Source organism: Pararhodobacter sp. (genome assembly GCF_036802785.1).
Taxonomy (GTDB): domain Bacteria; phylum Pseudomonadota; class Alphaproteobacteria; order Rhodobacterales; family Rhodobacteraceae; genus Pararhodobacter.
The window spans coordinates 1-20,893 of record NZ_DAIRVN010000002.1; the positions used below are offsets into that span (position 1 = coordinate 1).

Consider the following 20,893-nt stretch of genomic DNA (forward strand, 5'->3'; position numbering starts at 1 on the left):
CCCCGGTGGGCGCCGCCACAGGGCCGATTGCCGCCTTCGGCCTTATTTGCCCAGCTCCGACCGGATTCGCTGCACCCAGTCCGCGATCCCGCGCTGTTCGGCGTATGCTTGCGCCATGGCGGCATAGGTCGCGGCCAGTTCTTCGCGGTCCAGTTCAACGAAGGTGAAGCCGTGGTTCTCAATCAGGTATTGCCGCGCGTTGGCTTCGGCAGCTTCTCCGGTCTGCGGACGGAACCATGTTCCGGCCTCGCGGGCCGCCTCTATGAAAATCTCCTGGTGATCCTCCGGCAGTGACTGGAAGAAGCGGTCACTGATTTCCCATAGCGCGGACTGATAGAGATGTTCGGTAATGACACCAACATTCTCGATCTCGTAAAAGCGCATGGCGATGACGCCGGGCGTTTCCTGCTCATGGCCGGAGACAACGCCGGTGCGCACCCCGGTGTAGATTTCGTCAAAGCCCATCGGTGTGGGGTTCATTCCCAGCGCACGCAGCACGCTGATATAGAGAGGTGAGTCCGGCGAGCGAAGGCGCACACCCTCCAGATCGGCCATCGATTCTACCTGCACGTTATTGAGGAAGACATTGCGATAAGCCTGATCGATGAACCACAGGTTGCGCACGCCGGTGGTCGCGCGGAACTCCTCTGCCAGCGCTTCACCAATCTCGCCGTTGAGGATCTGGTGCACCTCGTCGAAGTCGCTCAGCAGGCCCGGCAGGCCGATCACCTCCATCGCTGGCAGCCAGTTGCCGCGGATGGCCGAATAGCCGAGCATCATCTGCAGGGTTCCGGCCTGAAGCTGCTCAAACATCGCGGTCTCGTTGCCGAGAGTGCTGTTGTAGAACATGCGGAAATCGTAGGCATTGTCGGTGCGCTCGTTCACGATTTCAAAGAACTTCTCCATGAAAGGGTTCATGTAGAAAGTCTCGGACTGGATGCTGCCGACCCGCACGACGGTCTGCGCGGCAACGGCGGTGGCGGTCGATCCGACCAGCGCGAGCGACAGCGCCACGCTTCTAAGAAATTTCATGACATTCTCCTCCCTTGTGTTGCACCGTCCTGAAGAGACGGCAGTTTGGGATGCCGCGGTTGGCAAACCAGGTAGTGTCTCAGGGCAGCGCACTCCTCAATGCGCCGTCCCGAAGAGGGTTTGCGCCTCTCGCAGGGCGGCCTCCAGCCGGTCCTGTGTGATCCTTGAGGCAAAGTTGTGGATGTAGGGTGCGCGCTCCATCGTTACCTGAGCAATCTGAGGGATTACCGGCGCGGGATCGCCCGGATAGCCCATATCGGTCAGCGACAGCGGCAGGCCCATCGCCCGATAGAGCGGCACCAATCGGTCAAGATACTTGGAATTACCGCCTTCGAGCAGCAAATGCACAATCAGGCCAAAGGCGACTTGTTCACCATGGAGGGCGCCGGACAGCTCCTGCACCGTCGCAAGACCACGCGTGAGCGAATGTGGCACAGAGAGCCCACCGCTTTCAAATGCCAGGCCGGACATCAGAATGGTGGCCTCGATCGTTCTCTCGAAGCTCTCATCGGCGCGCTGCGCGCGCACCGCAGCGAGTGCGGCCTCACCATGCGAGAGAATTGTCGCAAAACACTGCTCGGCAAGATGCAGCGCCAGCATTGGCGGGCGGAAGCCGTGGAAATTCAACCTGCCTGCATCAAAGCACTGAGCGGCCTCGAATTTCTTTGATAGCGCGTCGCCAATTCCAGCGGCAAAGAACCGGACCGGCGCCTGCACCAACACCTCGGTGTCGACCAGCACGACGGCGGGATTGGTCGTCATCTTGCGCACTTCGCTGGGGGCGTGATCGGCCGTGTAAATCACGCAAAGCCGGCTGGTGGGGGCATCGGTCGAGGCAATGGTGGGCACCACGATCAATGGCCTTCCGGTGGTGATCTGCACCCCCTTGGCCGCATCAATTGCCTTGCCCCCACCGATGCCGAGAATGACGTCGGCGGCGTCCTGGGCGTACTGTGCGACCAGCCGTTCGATTTCGGCTGCGGTGCATTCGCCGCCGAAGACCGCCATCGTCACGGAACAACCTGCACTGGCCAGTTGCGCCTCAACACTGGCACCAATGCGCTCGGCTGCTACCGGATCGATCACCACAAAGGCACGCCGTCCGAGGGGCGACATGACCTCAGCGAGCCGGTTCAAGGCGCCCGGTCCCTGCAGATACAGCCCCGGAAATCCGAATGCGCGCTGCATCAGTTACCCTCCGCGAGCTGACCAAGCCGGTGGCTGATCGGTTGCATGGCGCGTGCCGCGTCGCGATAGACAGCGTGCATCTCGGCATAGAATGCGCTGCGCGCGCGGTCGGGTTCATGTCGATATTCAATATGCACCGTGCGCCCCACTGCCTCGGTGGCATCGGCAAACACCCCCGCGCCGATGCCTGCCACCAGCGCCGCGCCGAAAGACGCATCGGCCACCCGTGGCACACAGATCGGCATGGCCAGCACGTCAGCCACGATCTGACGCCACAGAAGGCTTCTGGAGCCACCGCCGATGATCGTCGCCTCGCGCATGGTGAGCCCCTTGTCCTGCAATTGCCCAAGCACGTCGCGTAGCGAAAAGGCGACCCCCTCGTAGAGCGCGCGAACGAAATGACGCCGGTCATGGCCGAAGGTGATGCCGATAAAATCAGCCCGCAATCTGGGATCCCAGTGCGGTGATCGTTCGCCCTGCAGATAGGGGTGGAAAATCAGCCCGCTCGCCCCTGCCGGCACCTCGTCCGCCATCGCATCCATGACGGCGAACTGCTCAGACGCAGTGCCCGCGGCATCGGCGTAAAATGTCTCGGCCAGCCAGCGATGCGCAGAGGCACATGAATTGGTGGCCCCCATTGTGTACCACAGCTTGGGCACGGCGAAGGGGTAGTTAATGAGTGTAGCATCGATCAAGGGTGCCGTGCCGACGACGCTGACGGTCGCAGCTGTCGCCAGTTTGACGGTGCCATCGCCTGCATGGATTGCCCCTGCACCAAAGGTTTCGACCGAGGTGTCCGAACTGCCGCAGATCACTGGCGTGCCCTCGGCAAGTCCGGTGGCCTCGGCCGCATCGCGGCGCACGCGCCCGACGACGTCAGTCGGAAGCACCACCGGTGGCAGCAGCGCCATGTCGAGCCCGATCATTTCACAAAGCCGCGGAGACCAGGCACCCGCGCGACCGTCAAACAGCAGTGTACCCACCGCCTCGGTATGATCGGTCTCCCAGCTGCCGGTCAGGCGACCGCGCAGCCAGTCTTTGGCAACATACAGGCGGGCCGCTTTTTCCATTACCTCAGGTTCATGGCGCATCAGCCAGAGTAACTGGGATTGCGTCCAGGTCGGCTGTGGATGGTTCAGTCCGAGGCGCAAGATCTCCTCGCCGTGCCGGGACGCAAGTTCGGCGGCCTCGGCACCACTGCGCACGTCGCTCCACAGAATTGCCGGACGGAGCACCACGCCGGAACGATCGGTCAGCACCGGAGTGTGAGCACCGGCGCTGAAGGCGATACCGGCAATCTGGTCACTCCGGATACCGGCCTCACGCAGCGCGGCCGGGGCGGTTCTGCAAAGTGCGGCCCACCAGTCCTCGGGGTCTTGCTCGCTCCAGCCCGGCTTCGGCGCGTGCGTCCGCACCGGCCAGGCTGCCGTCCCACGGACATTGCCATCCGAGTCGATGATCGTAGTCTTCTGGCTGCCGGCGCCTACGTCAACGCCCATCAGGAAGCTTTCACTCATGATACCCTCTGCCCGCTGTTTCTGGCACTGCCATGCAGGATGCACTTCCGCCCCGGATTGTTGCGCCAAGACCGGCCGCGACTCGGCCCGCGATCACCGCTCCGATCCCTCCCCGCAGTGCGCTCAGCTCCAGTAGAAATCACGCCGCCCTCCGTCGATGCAAATGCATTCGCCATTGATAAAGGCCGCCTGCGCAGAACAAAGGAAGGTCACTGCGGCGGCGACCTCTTCAGGCGCGCACAGGCGCCCGATCGGATTCTGGGCGCACAAGAGCGCGCGTGTCGCCGCGTCGAACCCGGCGATCAGTTCGGTGGCAACATAGCCTGGCGCCACCGCGTTGACGGTGATCCCGTCGCGGCCGACTTCCTTGGCGAGGGTCTGTGTCATGCCGACGATCCCGGCCTTGGCGGCGGCGTAATGCGCCACGCCGACGCGGCCGCCGCCAGTGAAGTTCATGGAAGACATGCTGACAATGCGGCCAAATCCGTTGACGCGCATCGGCGCGATGACGCCCCGCGACCACAGGAAGGCGCTGCGCATATGAACATGGATCATCCGGTCCCACGCTTCAGCCGGCATTTCGGCGACGGGATACGCGGGTTTCACGCCGATGCCGGCGTTGTTGATAAGGATATCGATCCGGCCTTCGGTTTCGAGGACGCTCGCAATGGTGTCAGCCACTGTCTGCTCATCAGTGGCATCGCCGGGCAGGGCGATGGCGTGGACCCCAGCGTTGCGCAACGTTGCGGCCGCAGTGTTGCAGGCAGGGCCGTCGATGTCGGTGATCGCCACGCGCGCCCCCTCTGCACCGAGGGCGCGCGCGTGGGCAAGGCCGATGCCACGGGCCCCGCCAGTGATAATCGCGATGCGTCCCGTCAACCCGAGGTCCATTCGTCCGCTCCGTCACTAAAGTAGGTTGAGCTTTCCCGGGCAGAGCGTGTTCTGCGGATCGATGCCGCGCTTGATCGCCTGCAGAAGCCGCATGCCTTCCGGACCGAACTGGTCCGCCATGAAGGGGGCAAGCCGCATACCCACGCCATGGTGATCGTTGATCAACCCACCGGCCTTCAGTGCCGCCACCGATGCGGCACGTACGATGCTATCGTGCAGGGCCACGGCGGTTTCCAGGTCCGCTGGTCCGTTGGGGATGGTAATGCGGGGATAGATCATCGCGCCCCATTCGAACCAGTGTGACAAATGGGTCTTCAAGCCAAGCGACCACTCCGGACCCACCGCACCGCGTATCGCGTCAGTCACCCCGGTATAAAGTTGCTCGATATGTGCATAGTCAGCGACTGCATCCATCGTGCACCAGATCTGTGGGAGCGACGGTGCAAAGGGCGGGTGCGACAGTGCATAGCGGTTCGCCCACCAGGCTTCGCCGATAGCCGACCCCAGCGGGCGCCCTCCATGTGCCGCACAAACCTCGGCACAGAGGGCGGCTTCCAGATCGACAAGAGCGGCGTGGTCTCCGTCAGTCATGATGATCATCACCGGACCGGTCAGTTCGTTCTCGACCATCCGGGCCAGGCTGTGGTGTGTGGCGTCCTGATCATAGAGGCGCATAACCGGGGGTCTCAGACCGCTGACCATGATTTCGCGGCCAGCGGCGATGCCCTCTGACAGGGTTTCAAACGCGAATGCTGCAAAGGAGCGCTTGGCAGGCTGACGCCGGATCTTTACGCGGACCGCTGTGATGACACCCAGCGTGCCCTCGCTGCCGACGAAGAGCTGCGTCAGCTCGGGGCCGACACCATGCTTTGGCACCGCCGGAAGGCTGACGACGTCGCCGTCGGGCATCACCACCTCCAGCGACAGCACATGATCCTGGATGTTGCCGTATTTCGACGACAAAACGCCCGAGCCACGCGCCGCCACCGCACCTCCGACGCTCGCCCATTCCGCCGAAGCGGGGTCGTGAGTGAATGTCCAGCCGCGCTCCGTCAGCCAGCTTTCAAAGGTTCTGATGATCAGTCCTGCCTCGACTGTGCAGGTCTGCGAAAGCGGATCAAGATGGCGGATCCGGTCCATCCGCCGCAAATCGATCTGCAGGCCCCCGCAATTGGCGTTCGCGGCGCCCTGCACGCCCGACGCGCCGGCGATCGGCGTTACCGGCACCCCGGCCCGATGCGCCAGACGCATCACAGCGGCCACCTGCTCGGTCGAGGTTGGTGCGACAACGATATCGGGCCGGTTGAGCGGTCGGTCATGTGCTGCGAAAGCGATTGTCAGCCAGCTTTGGTCGCCGGGATAGCGCTGGCGTGCCGCAGCGCCGACCACGATCTGATCGGGCTTGAGGATGGCACCGAGATCCGCCACGAGCCGGTCGAGGCGATCGCTCGGAATCCCGGCATCAACAACGGGATAATTTGCGAAAAGCGCTTCCATGCTTTGCGTCGCCTCCATGTTGCCTTTGAAACGTCTTGCCCGGCGTCATTCGCCTGAAGCTTTCCACCGACATGTGAACAATCGATTGTTCAAGCCTATCCGACGCTAAATCGTCGTGTCAATACCCTGTTTTGCACGAAGTCAACTGAACCGCTTGAGCTTATGTAGCGCCGTAAGAAATTCATTTTTCAGGACTGCCTGCCGCTTGCTTCGCGGCGGGCAGGCAGTCCGGCGTCGCTACGTCAGAGCGTCACTCTAACGGGCAGAGCCTTTGATTTCCTGGCGGTGGATGCGTGGGGAATTCGGTCAGGCGTTCCCGAATCTGCCCCTGGGTGCTGCGGTCGAAGCGCGCAGCACCAGACCACGAGGGGGAAGCGGTGCAACCCGGGCGGGCGTATTTCCGGCAATGATCTCCAGCAGAATCTCCACGCCGATACGGCCCATGTCGTTGGTCGGCGTGGCCACCGTGGTCAGCGGCGGCTGCATGACATCGGCTACCGGTGTATCGTGGATGGCGACCAATGACATCTGCCCCGGCACCGAGATGCCGCGGCGATGAAGTTCACTCAGCGCGCCAGTGGCACTTACAAGGCTTGCCGCGAAGATTGCCGTGGGCTGAGAATTACCAGACCAGGACTGTTGCAGCAGCCGGTCCAATGCCATGATTCCGCCCGCGGCAGTGTAGCCGGCCGGCACCACCAGATCAGGATCAAAAGCTATCCCATGTGCCGCCAGCGCCTCGCGGTAGCCAAGAATCCGTTCGCCAGCATTGAACCCTGTCGGCCGACCGGCAAGATGCGCGATACGGCGATGCCCCAGCGATATCAGATGCTCGACCGCGATGTGCGCCGCTGTGCGGGTGTCCAGCGCCACCGAAAAGGCTGCGCCGGGCAAAGAGCGGTTCAGCACGACGCAGGGCACACCGGCCGCCTCGACCTCTTCAAGAACCCGCTCATTGGCATCGAGGCTGGCGACCAGAAGCCCTTCCAGCCGATGCGCGCGCGCCAGTTGCTTCAGCCCCCCGGGCGCCTCGCATTCCTCCGGCCGGTAAGAGATCAGCAGCGAAAACCCTGCCATGCGCGCGGCTTCCTCAGCACCACGGATCGCCTCGGAAAAGACGGGGTTGTCGATCTGAGGGATCGCGATGGCAAGGCTGTGGGTGCGCGCGGTGCGCAGCGCACGCGCGAGCGGATCTGGCGCATAGTCCAGTTCCTGCGCTGCCTGCAGGATGCGCGCGCGCATTTCGGGCCTGATACGCTGGCTTTGCTCGCCACGCAGCGCGCGCGAGACTGTCGAGACATCGACGCCTGCACGTCTGGCAACGTCGGCCAAGGTGATCTTGGTCATGATAGGAGCCAATCGTGCGTATGCTGTTTCAGGTGCCGCAGGATTCTCGCTTAAAATCGCGTAGAAATCAACATCGCGGCTTACACGCATCCCTACCTCAATGTGAGGCGGTGACCCAGCGGACCTGACGCCTGAACTCAAGTAACTTCACCTCCTGACCTGCGGTCATTAAGAAGCGGATCGGGCGGCGGTCGCGGTCTTTGGAACCGGCGCCTCGGAGGCCAGGATTTCATCCTCCGCGCGAAGACACCCTTGTCCCCCCATCGCTTCCGACGAGTGAAGAGCGTCTTCGGAGGGTCATGTTCCTTGAGATATCACACCTCCGCAAACCATTGCGGTTGATGTCAGACTATTAGAGATGCTCTGCGCGGTGCGGGCCGCGACGGCGACAACCCATAGGAAGAATGGGCCTACGCACTCGAGGATGTACGCGACCGAGCGGGGTTCGGGACGCTTGCACAGAACTGGAGGACCTGAGCGCACAGGTTCTTGATGAATGGCGGGCAATTCCTGCTCAACTGTCGGTCCGGGCCGAGCAAAGACCGAGGGACCGGAGCGGACAAATTCACTCCTTCCTCCTATCCACCCTTTTTCCGCCCCTATATGGACATGATTGATAAACAAAAGCTTGGCATATGATGAGCGATGCTTCCGTTGGTGCGCGCTTGGGTTTTAACGATGTCAGGGTGTATCAGTTTTGGTTATTTTGTTTCTATTGGCACTTCTTCTTGCATGGCCAACATTTGGCCTGTCCCTTGTCGCCTACATCATATTCGTGATGTTCCAGAGCCATCTGGCCGCCAGAAGCCGCATTCATTACGCCAACCAGCAATCCGCTTCCCGCGCCATCGCGGCCGGAGAAGAGCGCATGCCGTCATGGGCAAGGGACAGGAATGAAAGGGAAATATTTGTTAAAACCATTCATTATGGAGCAATGCGCAGCGGCGTTCCAAAAGAGTTCCTTGGGACATTTCTGACAGATGAAGACGCCTTTGGTGTGCTTGTACATTTTGCCGGTGCGATGGAACACCGGGGCGCGACGTTCATTGAGCAACAAGTTGCGGTGACCGAGAAGCTTGTAGAAATCTGGAAAAGTATTCAGGGTCAGGAAAGACCGATTGCCAAAAAGCACGCCCATTCGGATCCCGATGATGATATTCCTTGGTGAGTTCCGATCGTATTCTCCGGTTCTGCCGCTCTCGCAATAATGAGTTGCGGCCAAGGGGGTCAGGGTTTTTGAATATCGTGCAGCGCAGACCTTTGCCCTCGTGCAGCTGACAGGCTCCCTGCGCAATCGCCTCGCCTGAACAGAGCGTCAAGACCAACGCATCAGCGCCGTCGTGACATCGCCGGTCAGATGGTTTCGCTTTTCAGTGCATGTTCGACACCGCCCAGCAGATGCGCTTTCAGGATCCTGTTGGCCGAGTCGTGGTCGCGCTCCAGAGCGGCGTCGAGCAGTGCGCGATGCTCGGCGGCGGCAATGCGGCCCCTGAAGGAAAGCGCGATCATCTGGTATCGCAGATATTTGTCGAAGACCCCCCCATGCAGATGCATCAGGACATCCGAGCCGCAGGCGGAAATCAGCGCCTGATGGAAACCCCAGTCCCGGCGCTTCCACAGATCAATCTGCGAATGGTCGCCCCGGTCCATCTGCTCTTCCATCGCGGCCAGCTTGTGGTGGGCCGCGATCACGCGGGCCTCCCACTCGACATCGCCATTGCGGAAGGAATCGGCCAGCGCGCGTTCTTCCAGCAATAGGCGCAATTCGGCCAGCTCGCGCAGATTGTCGGGCGAGACCGGCGCCACCTCAAAGCCGCGCTGACCCTCTGCGATCACCAGACCCTCGGTCGCCAGCCGGTTCAGCACTTCGCGCAGAATACTGACGGAAGCGCCGTAATCGGTGCGCAGCCGTTCAAGTTTCAGCTTGCGGCCGGGTGCAAGCCTGCCGCTCAGGATATCGCCGCGCACTTGCTGCCAGGTTGTGGCCGAAACAGAGTCGCGTGCAGGGGAAAAGCTGGCCGCTGCATCGCCCCGGGCAAGCATCCCCCCGGCGGCTGTATGTTCAACGCAGGCCGCGATATGGCCCGAGAGAACCCGCGCCGCGCGCCCGGCGTCCCGCTCCACCGCGCAATCGCGCAGGAGCTGGTGTTCACAGGCGGCTTCCGCCCCGCGAAAGATCACCGCAATGATCTGGTAGCGCAGATAGCGGTCGAATACGCTGGCATGTGCCTTCAGCAGCTCGTCCGAGCCGCAGGCGGCGATCAGACGGTGATGGAACTCCTTGTCATAGTGCTTCCACAGCTCGGACTGGCTGTGCTCGCCCTGCAGCATCCGCGCTTCGATTCGCCCCAGCTTGTGATACGCGCCGACAACCTGGCCTTCCCACTCCAGATCACCTTTGTCGAAGGCTTGCTGAAGCGCATGCACCTCCAGCAGTTCACGCAGCGAGGCCAGATCACCAAATTCTTCCTGCGTGACAGGCGCGACCGCAAAGCCGCGCTGTCCCTCGGCCACCACCAGCCGCTCGCCCGTCAGCCGGTTCAGCACTTCGCGCAGTGTGCTGACGGATGCGCCATAGCTTTCTCGCAGGCGTTCAAGGCGCAGGCGTGCCGTCGGTTCAAGCTTTCCAAGAATGATATCCCGCCGCACTGCGCGATAGCAGGCTTCACTGGCGGTATCGATCATTGCGTCAACGACGGGTGCTTGCTCCATGGTTCTCTCTTGATAGTCAGTTCGACGGTTATCGGCAACGCGCCACTTATATATGAGATAACAAAAAGCATCATCTGAAATGTAAAAAATATGCTGAAAACGATAAACGGTGATGTAAGGTCAGCCGTGCAGTGCGCGGGGGGATGGAGCTTGCCGCGCCCGGGGACACGTTCAGGGAGGATAAGATGAGAAACGGAATTACGCGCCGCGGTCTTTTCGCGGCTGGTGCGGTTGCGCTCGCCATGGCGACGACGCCGTTGAGCGGCGCACTGGCGCAAGATACCACGAACCTGCGCTTTTCGGCGGTCTTCTCGGATCAGGATATCCGGGCGCGCATGATGGAGCGCCTTGCAGAGGCGGTCGCCGAGGATTTCACGCTGGAAGTGCATCACGGCGGCACCCTTTTCGGGCAGGGAACTGAGCTAGTCGCGCTCCAGCGCGGCAATCTGGAAATGGGTAATATCGCGCCGCAGGATATCTCAAACCAGATCCCGGCGTGGTCGATCCTTACCTCGGCCTACATCTTCCGCGATGCTGATCATCTTGCGGCCTTCTTTGCATCCGACGCGGGTGCCGAGATGAAGGCCCTGGCTGAAGAGCAGTTGGGCATTCACATTCTTGGCCCCACCTTCTTTGGCACCCGCTATGTCGGCCTGCGCCCTGACCGGCGCATCGATACCCCCGCCGACATGGCCGGCATCCGGCTGCGTATGCCGCCGGGCGAGTCATGGCAGTTTCTGGGTGAGGCGCTTGGCGCGAACCCGACAGCGATGGCCTATGCCGAAGTTTACACCGGCCTTCAGACCGGCGCGATCGATGGTCAGGACAACCCGCTGCCGAACGTGCAGAACATGAAATTCTATGAGGTGATGAGCCAGATCGTGCTGACCTCGCATCTGGTGGCGTTCGATCTGCTGACAATCTCGTCCAGCGCATGGAACGAAATGTCGCCCGAGCAGCAGGCAGAGTTTCAGGCAGCGGCGGATGACGCCATGGCCTGGAGCGCCGCTGAACATCAGAGCAGCGAAGCCGCGCTGGTTGAGTATTTCACCGGGCAGGGTGTCGAAATCTACACCCCGGATCTGGACGCCTTCCGCGCCTATGCGCAGGAGCGGTATCTGGCGTCGCCCCTGTCGGCGGATTGGCCTGAAGGCATGCTTGAGCGTATCAACGCCCTCTGACATGCCGGGCGCGGCGGCTATCGGGGTAGCCGCCGCGCTGTTTTCAACATTTTCCATTCGCAACAACGGGGAACGGGTCCGGTGCAGGCATTGCGCAAACTTGCCTTCTGGCTGAGCCGGGGCGCGGAGGCGTTGGCGGCACTGATGCTGGCGGTCATGTTCGGCGCCTTCCTCGTCACCATCCTGTTTCGCTATGTGCTCAACTGGCCTTCCGGCAGCGCCTCTGAGCTGAGCTCGGTCATGTGGGTCTGGCTGGTGCTGTTCGGCGCGGGTTTCGTGCTGCGCGAACGGGAAGAAATCCGCTTTGACATCGTCTATGGCTCGGTGCCGCCCTGGCTGCGCCGGATTTTTCTGGTGATCACGGCGGTGGGTATTGTGGGCTTGTTCCTGCTCTCGCTGCCTGCGGTCTGGGATTACGTCACCTTCATGAAGGTGCAGCGCACCGCCTATCTGCGCATCCGCTACGACTGGCTCTTCTCGGTTTATGTGCTTTTCGCGGTGGCGGTCATCTGTCGGTACCTCTGGCTCGCCGGACGCGCGATTGCGGGGCATGACCCGATGTCCCCGGAACCGGAAGAGCCGCAAACGCGCGCCAAAGGAGACTAGGATGGACCCTTTCACCGCCGCCCTTCTGGTGATCTGCGGCCTTGCCGTGCTGGGCTTGCCGATAGGGCTGTCGATGATCTCCGGCTCGGTGCTGTATCTCTACATGCGCGGGCAGGATATGGGGCTGGTGGCCGAACGCCTTCTGAACAGCATGTTCACGGGCTATGTCATCCTCGCCGTGCCGCTGTTCATTCTGGCGGCGGAACTGATGAACACGGGTTCCATGACCGACCGGCTTTTGCGGTTCTGCAATGCCTTTGTCGGGCGCTTCCGGGGCGGGCTGGCGCAGGTCAATGTGGTGCAATCGCTGATCTTTTCGGGCATGTCAGGCTCGGCCTTTGCCGATGCGGCGGGCACCGGAAGGATCATCGCCAACATGATGACCCGCGATGGCCGCTACACCAAAAGCTTCGCCGCCGCGCTGACCGCCAGTGCCGCCGTGATCGGGCCGATCATCCCGCCCTCAATCCCGATGGTGCTGTATGCGTTGGTCTCGAATGCATCTATCGGTTACCTGTTTCTGGCCGGTATCCTGCCCGGTGTCCTGATGGCGCTGGTGATGATGGTGCTTGTCGCCGTCCAGTCACGCCGCCTGAAATTCCCGGTCGAGCCGCCGGTCCCGGTGCGCGAGTTGCCGGGCATCACCTTCCGTGCCTTTCCCGCGCTGATGATGCCGGTGGTTCTGCTGGGCGGCATCTATTCCGGCGCGATGACTCCGACTGAGGCCGCCGCCGTCGCCGCCGCCTATGCGCTGCTGGTGTCGTCACTGCTTTACCGCTCCATTTCGGTGGGGCAGCTTTACCGTGCGCTTGTCTCGGGTGCGCGTTCGTCCACCTCCATCGGCATGCTGATCGCCGGTGCGCTGGTTTTCAACTATGTCGTCACCGCCGAGAACATACCCCAGACCCTGCGCATCTATCTGGCGGGCTGGGACCTGACGCCGCTTCAGTTCCTGATCCTCGTCAATATCGTGCTGCTGTTGGTCGGCGCGATGCTGGAGGGCACCGCGATCCTGCTGATCATCGTGCCTGTGTTCATCCCCACAGCCGTCGCGCTGGGGATCGACCCGGTGCATTTCGGCGTGGTGGCGGTGGTCAATATCATGATCGGGCTGGTGACGCCGCCCTATGGCCTGCTGATCTTCATCATGCAGTCGATCACCGGCGCCAAGCTGCGCCATATCATCCGCGATCTAGTGCCGTTCATCGGCGTGCTTCTGCTGGCACTGGCGGCGATCACTGCGTTCCCCGATTTTGTGCTCTGGCTGCCCCGGCAGTTTGGTTATCAGGGCTGACTTAAAGAAAGGTTTTCCACATGTCCGGCGCCATCCACGTTCTGAACGGTCCCAACCTCAACCGCCTCGGCACCCGCGAGCCAGAGATCTATGGCGCGACTACCTTGGCCGAGGTCGAAGCGATGGCGCGCGCCGCCGCCGGGTCGCGTGCGCTGGTGTTTCACCAGTCGAACGCTGAATACCAGCTGATCGACTGGATCCATCAGGCGATTGACGAAAGCGCTTGCGCCATCATCATCAACCCCGCCGGGCTGACCTTCACCTCGGTGCCGATCATGGACGCGCTCAAGATGTTCCCCGGCCCGGTGATCGAGCTGCACATCACCAACATTCACCGGCGTGAGGCGGTCTATCACCACTCGTTGGTGTCCAAGGTCGCCACGGCGGTGATCGCAGGGCTGGGGCCGCAGGGCTACCGCACCGCGGTCGAGGCGGCCTGCCGTATGGTGGGCTGAGAGATGACGCTGAAACTGGGGCTGATCGGTGACAATATCGGCGCCTCACGCGCGCCCCGGTTTCATGTGCTCGCGGGCCGTCAGAACGGACAGGAGGTGACCTATGACCGCCTTGTGCCGCAGGAGATGGGGCGCGATTTTGATACGCTGTTCGATCATGTGAAGGCGGCGGGCTATCGCGGGATCAACATCACCTATCCTTACAAGGAACGCGCCGCCGCCCGGGTGCGTATAGATGACCCCGGGGTGCGCGCGCTGGGGGCGGTGAATACCGTGCTGTTCGACGGTGACATGCCGCGCGGCTTCAACACCGATCATTCCGGCTTCATTGCGGCCTGGCGCAAGGCGCGAGGCGATGCGGTGCCCGGCGTGGTTCTGGTGATCGGCGCAGGCGGCGTCGGCCGCGCGATCGGCTTCGCCCTCGCCTCGCTCGACGCTGAAGAGATACGGCTTGCCGATACTGACCTGCACCGCGCCGACGCGCTGGCCACCGCCCTGCGCGCAAGCTTTTCAGGCCTGAGGTTGCGCACCGGAACCGATGTCGCGGAATTGGCCGCTGGTGCCACGGGCCTCGTGAACGCCACGCCGGTCGGCATGGTCGGCCATGACGGCACACCGCTGCCGCCCGCCATGATGCGCGGGGCGCAATGGGCGTTCGATGCGGTCTATACGCCCGTAGAGACCCGCTTTCTGCGCAACGCCCAAGCCGCCGGGCTGCAAACCATCTCGGGGTTCGAGCTGTTCATCGGGCAGGCCGTCGATGCCTGGCAGCTCTTCTCCGGCCTGCCGCTGGATGAGGCGCGCCTGCGTGCCGACCTTGCCGCCGAGGAAGTGACATGAAAACCTCGATCGCCACAGTCTCGGTCGCCGGAACGCTACAGGAAAAGCTGGAAGCCATCGCTGCGGCGGGTTTCGACGGCGTCGAGATATTCGAGCAGGATTTCATCGCCTCCGACATCGCCCCGGCAGATCTGGGGCGCATGGTGCGCGACCACGGGCTGGAAATAACCCTGTTCCAGCCCTTCCGCGATTTTGAAGGGCTGCCCGCGCCGTTGCGCGACCGCGCCTTCGCCCGCGCAAGGCGCAAGTTCGATCTGATGTGCGAGATTGGCGCGGATCTGGTGCTGGTCTGTTCCTCGGTGCATCCGGAATCCATGGGCGGCATTGACCGGCTGGCCGATGACTTCGCCGAGCTTGGCACGATTGCCGCCGCGCAGGGCCTGCGCGTGGGGTTCGAGGCGCTCGCCTGGGGCCGCCACATCAATGACCACCGCGATGCATGGGAGGTGGTGCGCCGCGCGGATCACCCCGCTGTCGGGCTGATCCTTGACAGCTTCCATACCCTTGGGCGCGGAATTGCCCCTGATACGATCCGCGCCATCCCCGGCGACCGCATCTTCTTTGTCCAGCTGGCCGATGCGCCGAAAATCGAGATGGACCTGCTCTACTGGTCCCGCCACTTCCGCAACATGCCCGGCGAGGGTGATCTGGACGTGACGGGCTTCATGCGGGCGGTTGCGGCGACGGGATACAAGGGGCCGCTCAGTCTGGAAGTGTTCAACGATGAATTCCGCGCGGGCCTGCCGCGGCTGGTAGCACTTGATGGCCACCGTTCGCTTGTCGCGCTGATGGACCGGGTGCGGCGCGCGGAACCCGCGCTGAGCGTCGATCTGCCCGCTTTTCCGCCGCCTGAGCCGGTCAAACGGGTGGCCTTTGTCGAATTCGCCACCTCCGCTGATGAGGCGCCCCAGCTTGCCACCTTGCTGGAAACGCTGGGCTTTGCCGAGGCAGGAAACCACCGCTCAAAGCCGGTGCGGCGGTTCCGGCAGGGGGATATCAACATTCTGATGAACACCGCCACCGACGGCTTTGCCCATACGGCCTATGTCAATCATGGCACCTGCGTCAGTGAAATCGCCCTTGCCGTGCCCGATGCCAAAGCGGTTTTCGCCCGTGGTGTGGCGCTGCGGGCTGACCCTTTCGGTGACGGGCCGGGGCCGGGTGAATTGTCCATCCCCGGGCTGCGCGGTGTCGGGGGAAGCCTGCTGCGCCTTGTCGATACCGGCGACAGCGCCGCCAGCCTGTGGAAGGTTGATTTTCTGACCGCCGGTCTCGTCGAGACAGAAGGCGAGGGGCCGATGGGTGCGGGTCTGACCGCCATCGACCATATCGCCCAGACCATGCCCTACGATGAGATGCTGAGCTGGACGCTTTTCTACAGCACGCTGTTTGAGGCCGAAAAGATGCCGATGCTTGATGTGGCAGACCCTGACGGGCTGGTGCGCAGTCAGGCCGTGCGTGCCGGGGCGCTGCGGGTCACGCTGAACGGTGCGCAGGGGCCGCGCACACTGGCCGGGCGCTTTCTGACCGACAGTTTCGGCGCCGCCACCCAGCATATCGCATTCGCCACCGATGACATTCTCGCCACCGCCGACCGGCTGGCCGAACTTGGCTTTGCAGCGCTGCCGATCGGCGCGAACTACTATGATGACCTTGCCGCCCGTTTTGGCCTGCCGCCCGAACGCATCGCAGCCCTGAAGGCCCGCAACATCCTCTATGACCGTGACGAGGCCGTGCCGGGCAGCGCGTTTTTCCAGCTCTACGGCCGCCCCTTCGCCGATGGCATGTTCTTCGAGATCGTCGAGCGGCGTGGCGGCTATGACGGATACGGCGCCGCGAATGCGCCGTTCCGGCTGGCCGCGCAACGCCGTCTCGCCCGGCCTTCCGGGTTTCCGCGCGTGTGACCAGAACGCCGGTTACTTCGGTGATTGCTGCCCGTTCCGGAACCTGCGGGCATCACATCGGCATAAAGCGTCTTCGACAACAGCGAAGCGGTCAATGCCGGTTGCGCGCAGTGCCGTCGGGGCTGCGTTATTGCTTCAGCAGGGCTTCACCAAGCGTGCGGTCAACGCACAGATGCGAGACATAGCCGCCGCGGATGGCGGCGCGCACCGCGTCGCGCCGGTCTGCGCCGCCGACCACCAGCAACCGGCGCGACGCGCGGCGGATGTTTTCCAGCTCGGTCGTGATCAGCCGCTCATCGGGGGCCATCCGCAGCACATGCCCTTCAGCGTCGATATAGCGGCAACACAGGATGCCGACGGCACCCGCCTTGCGCGCTGCGTCCAGCTCCGCCGGTGTAACCATATGCGCGCGGGCCAGATGGGTTTCGTCTGCCGTATTTCCGACCGAGGCCACGGCCATGTCCAGCTGCGCCAAGGCGTCCAGTTGTGCCCGGATCGTCGGTTCGGCGCGGAACAGCTTTGCGACCTGCGCGGTCGAGGCAATGGCGGGGGCGTGCAGGGTAAAACAGGTCGCGCCCAGCATGTTCGCAATTTCGATCGTACAGCCCTCCGATGTCGGCACACTTTCCGACATCATCGAGCCGATCATCTGAAAAACCTCTACGCCGGATGTTGCCACGCGCGGCACATGCTCGGACACGGCGCGGATGGTCTCCCCCCAGGCCACACCCAGACGATCATTCGGGCGGACCAGATCGGTCAGCGCCATGGCGCCGACGCGGCCCAGATGGCGCAGCATCTCCACCCGCGCGACGGTGCTGCCAGAGGCCGCGTTCTGCGCGACATAGACATCTTCCAGCCCATAGGCATCGCGGATTTCCATGCCAAGCGACGAGGCAGCCAGACTGCGGCCGTCAACGCGGATATCGACGATTCCGGCGTCGCGGGCTTCGCGCAGCATGTTGACGATGGTGGCACGGCTGACCTGCAGGCGCTTGGCGATGTCGCTTTGCGTCAGCCCTTCCCCGAAATACATAAGCGCCACATTCGCCAGAAGCGCGTGCTTGTCGGTTCTGGAGCTGAGCGGTTCATCCTGCATTCTATGAACTTACGGGCTTGGAACCGGACTGGCCATAGTTTTGGCGAAACCATGCATAGCAGCGGTCTATCTCTTGCTGTGACAGCTCTTCGACCGGGCCGCGCAGCATGGCCAGATGCGTGGTTTTCGCGGCCTCTTCCAGATACATGGCGATGGCGGTTGCCTCGGCTGCCGACTTGCCCATGGTGAAGACACCATGCGCGCGCACCAATGCGGCATAGCCCCCTGCCGCCGCCTCAAGGATAGCGGCGCCGGTATCAACCTCGCCGGGTGTGGCATAGCGCGAACAGGGCACGTCGCGGCCGATCATATGGGTGATCGGTGTCAGCACCGCAGGGATGCGTTCGCCCCGGGCGGCGAAGCTGGTGGCATAGGGTGAATGGGTATGCGCGATACCGGCGATATCGGGGCGGTGGCGGTAAAGATACAGATGAATGCCCGTATCGACCGAGGGTCGCAGGGTGCCCTCGACAACATTGCCGTCCAGATCGACGACAACCATCGTGTCAGGTGTGAGTTTGGCGAATTTCACTCCCGACGGCTTGATCACGACCAGCCCGGATTCCGGATCACGCCCGGAGACATTTCCCCCGGACCCCACCACAAGGCCCGCGCGGGGCAGTTCGTGGTTCTGGTCGCAGACCTCCTGTTTCAGCGCTTCAAGCATTACGCGACCTCCGGCAGGCCGTGGGGATAGACCACGATCTTGAGCGATTTCTCGGCTTCGACAAGCAGGCGGAAGGCTTCGGCTGACTGGTCAATGTCAAAGCGGTGCGAAATGGCCTGACCGGCGCTGATGCGTCCGGCCTCCAGCAGGCGGATGTAGCTGTAGGTGTCGGTATGGTCAGATGAATACCGTGAAGTGACGGTGATCTGGTCAAAATAGGCCTTGTGGCCGTCCTGCACCCAGTCTGTCCCCGGGGCAAGGGGCGCGCCCAGATGCAGGCAGCCGCCGACGCCGACGCATTGCAGCGCCGATTGCCACGCGGTCGCAAAGGGCGCGGTTACGATGACGGTATCGGCAAGGCGGCCGTTGTTCACCGCGCGCAGCGCCTCGGCGGCGTCGATGTCTTTGGGGTTGATGGTATGCGTTGCGCCGAAGCGCCGCGCCTGTTCCAGCCGCCAGTCCGAGAAATCCAGCGCAATCACCTTGCCCGCGCCGAACAGGGGGGCCATGTGAACAAAGCCCTGACCCATGAACCCCGCGCCCAGCACCGCGACCGTATCGCCGGGCTGGATGTGGCAGGTTTTCAGCCCGGACAAGACACAGGACCATGGCTCGATCGTTACTGCGGCGTCGGTGCTGATACTGTCGGGCAGTCTGTGCGCATCCATCGCCAGATGTTGCGCGGTGACGCGGTAATAGTCACAGACCCCGCCGGGATCCAGCTTCATCTGGCTGTAGAACGGGTCACGGGTGAAATGGCCGCGCCGCGACAGATGGCTGTCGATCCGCCCGACATGATGGTTGACGAAAACCCGGTCTCCGACCCTGAAATCGGTGACGCCCGCGCCCAGTTCGACCACCTCGCCAATCGGTTCGTGGCCCAGCACCTTTGGCTGTGCTTTCTTGTACCACGCCATCGCCTCGCCGCCGCACAGCCCGCAGGCGAGGGTTTTCAACAACATCTCCCCCGGGCCGATTTCGGGGACCGGCCGCTCTTCAATCCGGATATCGTCAATCGCGTGGTAAACAGCGGCTTTCATCATGTTGCTCATGGGTAATCCTCTGATTCAGCAATGCTGCGGGCGACGGCCCGGGCCGCGTGTGACAGGTGTTTGTAGCGGCGGAAAACCGGCCCATACTGCGCGGCATGCTCAGGGGAAGGGGCGAAGTGGATCAGGTCTTCGGCGCGCGCGGCCAGAGTTATGGCATCGCCTTCGCCCGCGGCGGCGGCACCAAGACATGCAGCGCCCCAAAGCCCATGGTCGGATGACTTTGCCACCGCAATCGGTGTGTCCACGACATCTGCGATGATCTGCGCCCAGACCGGATTGCGCGACCCGCCCCCCGCCAGCTTGACCGGGCCGCCGATGCCCTGCCGCTCATTCGTGCGCCCTTCGGCATCAAGGCAGTGGCGCAGGCTGAGCGCGGTGCCTTCCATGACGGCGCGGCCCATGTCAGCCTTTGTGCTGCGCGCGGTCAGCCCGTAAAAGCCTGCGGTCAGCTCCGGGGCAACGAAGGGTGCGCGCTCGCCGTTCAGATAGGGCAGGAAGGTCACGCCGTTTGCGCCCGGCGGAACGTCATGCACCAGCGCATTCAGCTTGTCGGCAACCTCGGCGGTATTGGCGCCACCAAGGCTGAGCGGGTGCAGTCCCGCGAACCAGTCAAACGCGCCGGTGCCCGTGGTCGGTGCAAAAATGCGGATGATCGCGCCCGAGGTCGGATGCAGCGCCGATGCGCCGACCGGCCGGTTGGTGGGTGTGACGTGATCGGTGAGAATGTTCACCACAGCGGTGGTGCCCATGATCAGCATGCTTTCGCCGGGGTCACGCAACCCCATGCCGACGATCATGGCGGCAAGGTCCAGCGTTCCCACGCAAACCGGCAGGCCCGCAGGCAGGCCGGTGATTCGCGCCACCTCGGGCATCAGGGTGCCCAGCAACGAATCGGCACGGCGCGGCGCTGACAGGAGGGGGCGCAGGCCTTCGCAGCCCAGTGCGGTCAGCGCGGCGTCGTCATAGGCGCGTGATGCGAAGTTGAGAAACGGAATCGAGGCATTGCTGAAATCGGTCGCAATCTGGCCGGTCAGCCGGTAACCCACCCAGTCGGCACAGGTCAGGGCGTGAGCCGCGCGGGCGGCGCGCTCAGGCTCATGGCGCTCGATCCAGCGCCAGATCGGCCCCGAGGTTCCGGGCCAGAGGGCGGTGTGGCAGGCCAGCGCCACGCTGTCGGATGCGCCACTGTCGTTCAGCGCGCTGACATCGCGGGCGGCGCGCGTATCGTTCCACAGAACAGCGTTGCCCAGAGGCGCACCGGCGCTGTCGGTCAGCCAGAGCCCGTCACCCTGACCACAAAGGCCCAGCGATGTGATGGTTGCATCTCCCAGTGCGTCCGTCAGGCTGCGCAGCGTGTCGGTCACGCCTTGCCACACCGCCTGCATGTCCTGTTCGCTTTTGCCGCCCGACTGTGTGATCGTGCGCGAAACCCGCTCGGCACGCGCCAGCAAACGGCCCTCCGGGTCGTAGGCGGCGGCCTTGATGGCGGTGGTTCCGATGTCGAGGCCCAGTCTGACGGCTGCCATTTTCTTTCCTCCTGAAAATACAAGTGCCAATAAATTTGACAAAAGTAAATAGCTGTGCTTCCACTGGAGCGGAGCAACGATGCAG

At 63.0% G+C, this 20,893-nt stretch carries 18 protein-coding genes and 1 pseudogene; 7 read left to right on the plus strand and 12 right to left on the minus strand.

Features of this window, described 5'->3' with window-relative positions:
- Positions 1 to 42: 42 nt before the first annotated feature.
- The 7 genes and pseudogenes from V7Q53_RS01025 to V7Q53_RS01055 all read right to left on the minus strand — a co-directional run.
- Entirely contained in the window at positions 43 to 1,032 is a 990-nt protein-coding gene (locus V7Q53_RS01025) for a TRAP transporter substrate-binding protein (RefSeq protein ID WP_333826502.1), read from the minus strand.
- A 96-nt stretch (positions 1,033 to 1,128) separates the two neighbouring features.
- Positions 1,129 to 2,220 carry a glycerol dehydrogenase gene (locus tag V7Q53_RS01030; protein ID WP_333826503.1) on the minus strand — a complete coding sequence of 364 codons (1,092 nt, stop codon included), beginning with the start codon at positions 2,218 to 2,220 and terminating at the stop codon, positions 1,129 to 1,131.
- Complete coding sequence (locus tag V7Q53_RS01035) at positions 2,220 to 3,737, minus strand: xylulokinase (RefSeq protein ID WP_333826504.1); 1,518 nt, start codon at positions 3,735 to 3,737, stop codon at positions 2,220 to 2,222. The genes V7Q53_RS01030 and V7Q53_RS01035 overlap by 1 nt, the downstream gene beginning before the upstream one ends.
- 123 nt (positions 3,738 to 3,860) lie before the next feature.
- A complete protein-coding gene (locus V7Q53_RS01040) occupies positions 3,861 to 4,628 on the minus strand; it encodes an SDR family NAD(P)-dependent oxidoreductase (RefSeq protein ID WP_333826505.1) in 768 nt (255 codons plus the stop codon).
- 15 nt (positions 4,629 to 4,643) lie between these two features.
- Positions 4,644 to 6,125, minus strand: a complete 1,482-nt coding sequence (locus V7Q53_RS01045) for an FAD-binding oxidoreductase (RefSeq protein WP_333826506.1) — start codon at positions 6,123 to 6,125, stop codon at positions 4,644 to 4,646.
- Positions 6,126 to 6,431: 306 nt separating this feature from the next.
- Entirely contained in the window at positions 6,432 to 7,472 is a 1,041-nt protein-coding gene (locus tag V7Q53_RS01050; RefSeq protein WP_333826507.1) for a LacI family DNA-binding transcriptional regulator, read from the minus strand.
- A gap of 227 nt (positions 7,473 to 7,699) precedes the next feature.
- Positions 7,700 to 7,815, minus strand: a pseudogene (locus V7Q53_RS01055) (IS5/IS1182 family transposase); the annotation flags it as partial.
- Positions 7,816 to 8,169: 354 nt separating this feature from the next.
- On the opposite strand from V7Q53_RS01055, the gene V7Q53_RS01060 reads away from it, so the two are divergent.
- Positions 8,170 to 8,640 (plus strand): hypothetical protein, encoded by a 471-nt coding sequence (locus V7Q53_RS01060; protein WP_333826508.1) that lies wholly within the window; start codon positions 8,170 to 8,172, stop codon positions 8,638 to 8,640.
- A gap of 185 nt (positions 8,641 to 8,825) precedes the next feature.
- On the opposite strand, the gene V7Q53_RS01065 is transcribed toward V7Q53_RS01060, so the two are convergent.
- Positions 8,826 to 10,184 carry a GntR family transcriptional regulator gene (locus V7Q53_RS01065; RefSeq protein WP_333826509.1) on the minus strand — a complete coding sequence of 453 codons (1,359 nt, stop codon included), beginning with the start codon at positions 10,182 to 10,184 and terminating at the stop codon, positions 8,826 to 8,828.
- A 185-nt stretch (positions 10,185 to 10,369) separates the two neighbouring features.
- On the opposite strand from V7Q53_RS01065, the gene dctP reads away from it, so the two are divergent.
- From dctP to V7Q53_RS01095, 6 genes are all read left to right on the plus strand, one after another.
- Positions 10,370 to 11,365: a TRAP transporter substrate-binding protein DctP gene (dctP, locus tag V7Q53_RS01070; protein ID WP_333826510.1), complete on the plus strand. Its 996-nt coding sequence runs from the start codon at positions 10,370 to 10,372 to the stop codon at positions 11,363 to 11,365.
- Between the two features lie 90 nt (positions 11,366 to 11,455).
- Complete coding sequence (locus V7Q53_RS01075) at positions 11,456 to 11,971, plus strand: TRAP transporter small permease (protein WP_333826511.1); 516 nt, start codon at positions 11,456 to 11,458, stop codon at positions 11,969 to 11,971.
- Between the two features lies 1 nt (position 11,972).
- Positions 11,973 to 13,265 carry a TRAP transporter large permease gene (locus tag V7Q53_RS01080; RefSeq protein WP_333826512.1) on the plus strand — a complete coding sequence of 431 codons (1,293 nt, stop codon included), beginning with the start codon at positions 11,973 to 11,975 and terminating at the stop codon, positions 13,263 to 13,265.
- A 20-nt stretch (positions 13,266 to 13,285) separates the two neighbouring features.
- On the plus strand, positions 13,286 to 13,720 hold the full coding sequence (locus V7Q53_RS01085; RefSeq protein WP_333826513.1) for a type II 3-dehydroquinate dehydratase: 435 nt from the start codon (positions 13,286 to 13,288) through the stop codon (positions 13,718 to 13,720).
- Between the two features lie 3 nt (positions 13,721 to 13,723).
- Positions 13,724 to 14,560, plus strand: a complete 837-nt coding sequence (locus tag V7Q53_RS01090; RefSeq protein ID WP_333826514.1) for a shikimate dehydrogenase family protein — start codon at positions 13,724 to 13,726, stop codon at positions 14,558 to 14,560.
- The gene (locus tag V7Q53_RS01095) at positions 14,557 to 16,464 is read left to right on the plus strand and encodes a bifunctional sugar phosphate isomerase/epimerase/4-hydroxyphenylpyruvate dioxygenase family protein (RefSeq protein WP_333826515.1); all 1,908 of its coding nucleotides are present in this window, start codon (positions 14,557 to 14,559) and stop codon (positions 16,462 to 16,464) included. Before V7Q53_RS01090 ends, V7Q53_RS01095 begins: the two co-directional genes overlap by 4 nt.
- Positions 16,465 to 16,591: 127 nt before the next feature.
- On the opposite strand, the gene V7Q53_RS01100 is transcribed toward V7Q53_RS01095, so the two are convergent.
- From V7Q53_RS01100 to V7Q53_RS01115, 4 genes are read right to left on the minus strand one after another with little or no spacing between them, the layout of a single operon-like run.
- The gene (locus V7Q53_RS01100) at positions 16,592 to 17,563 is read right to left on the minus strand and encodes a sugar-binding transcriptional regulator (RefSeq protein WP_333826516.1); all 972 of its coding nucleotides are present in this window, start codon (positions 17,561 to 17,563) and stop codon (positions 16,592 to 16,594) included.
- A 1-nt stretch (position 17,564) separates the two neighbouring features.
- Positions 17,565 to 18,230, minus strand: a complete 666-nt coding sequence (locus V7Q53_RS01105; protein WP_333826517.1) for a class II aldolase/adducin family protein — start codon at positions 18,228 to 18,230, stop codon at positions 17,565 to 17,567.
- Positions 18,230 to 19,282 (minus strand): zinc-binding dehydrogenase, encoded by a 1,053-nt coding sequence (locus V7Q53_RS01110; RefSeq protein WP_333826518.1) that lies wholly within the window; start codon positions 19,280 to 19,282, stop codon positions 18,230 to 18,232. Before V7Q53_RS01110 ends, V7Q53_RS01105 begins: the two co-directional genes overlap by 1 nt.
- A complete protein-coding gene (locus V7Q53_RS01115) occupies positions 19,279 to 20,808 on the minus strand; it encodes an FGGY-family carbohydrate kinase (protein ID WP_333826519.1) in 1,530 nt (509 codons plus the stop codon). Before V7Q53_RS01115 ends, V7Q53_RS01110 begins: the two co-directional genes overlap by 4 nt.
- Between the last annotated feature and the right edge of the window lie 85 nt (positions 20,809 to 20,893).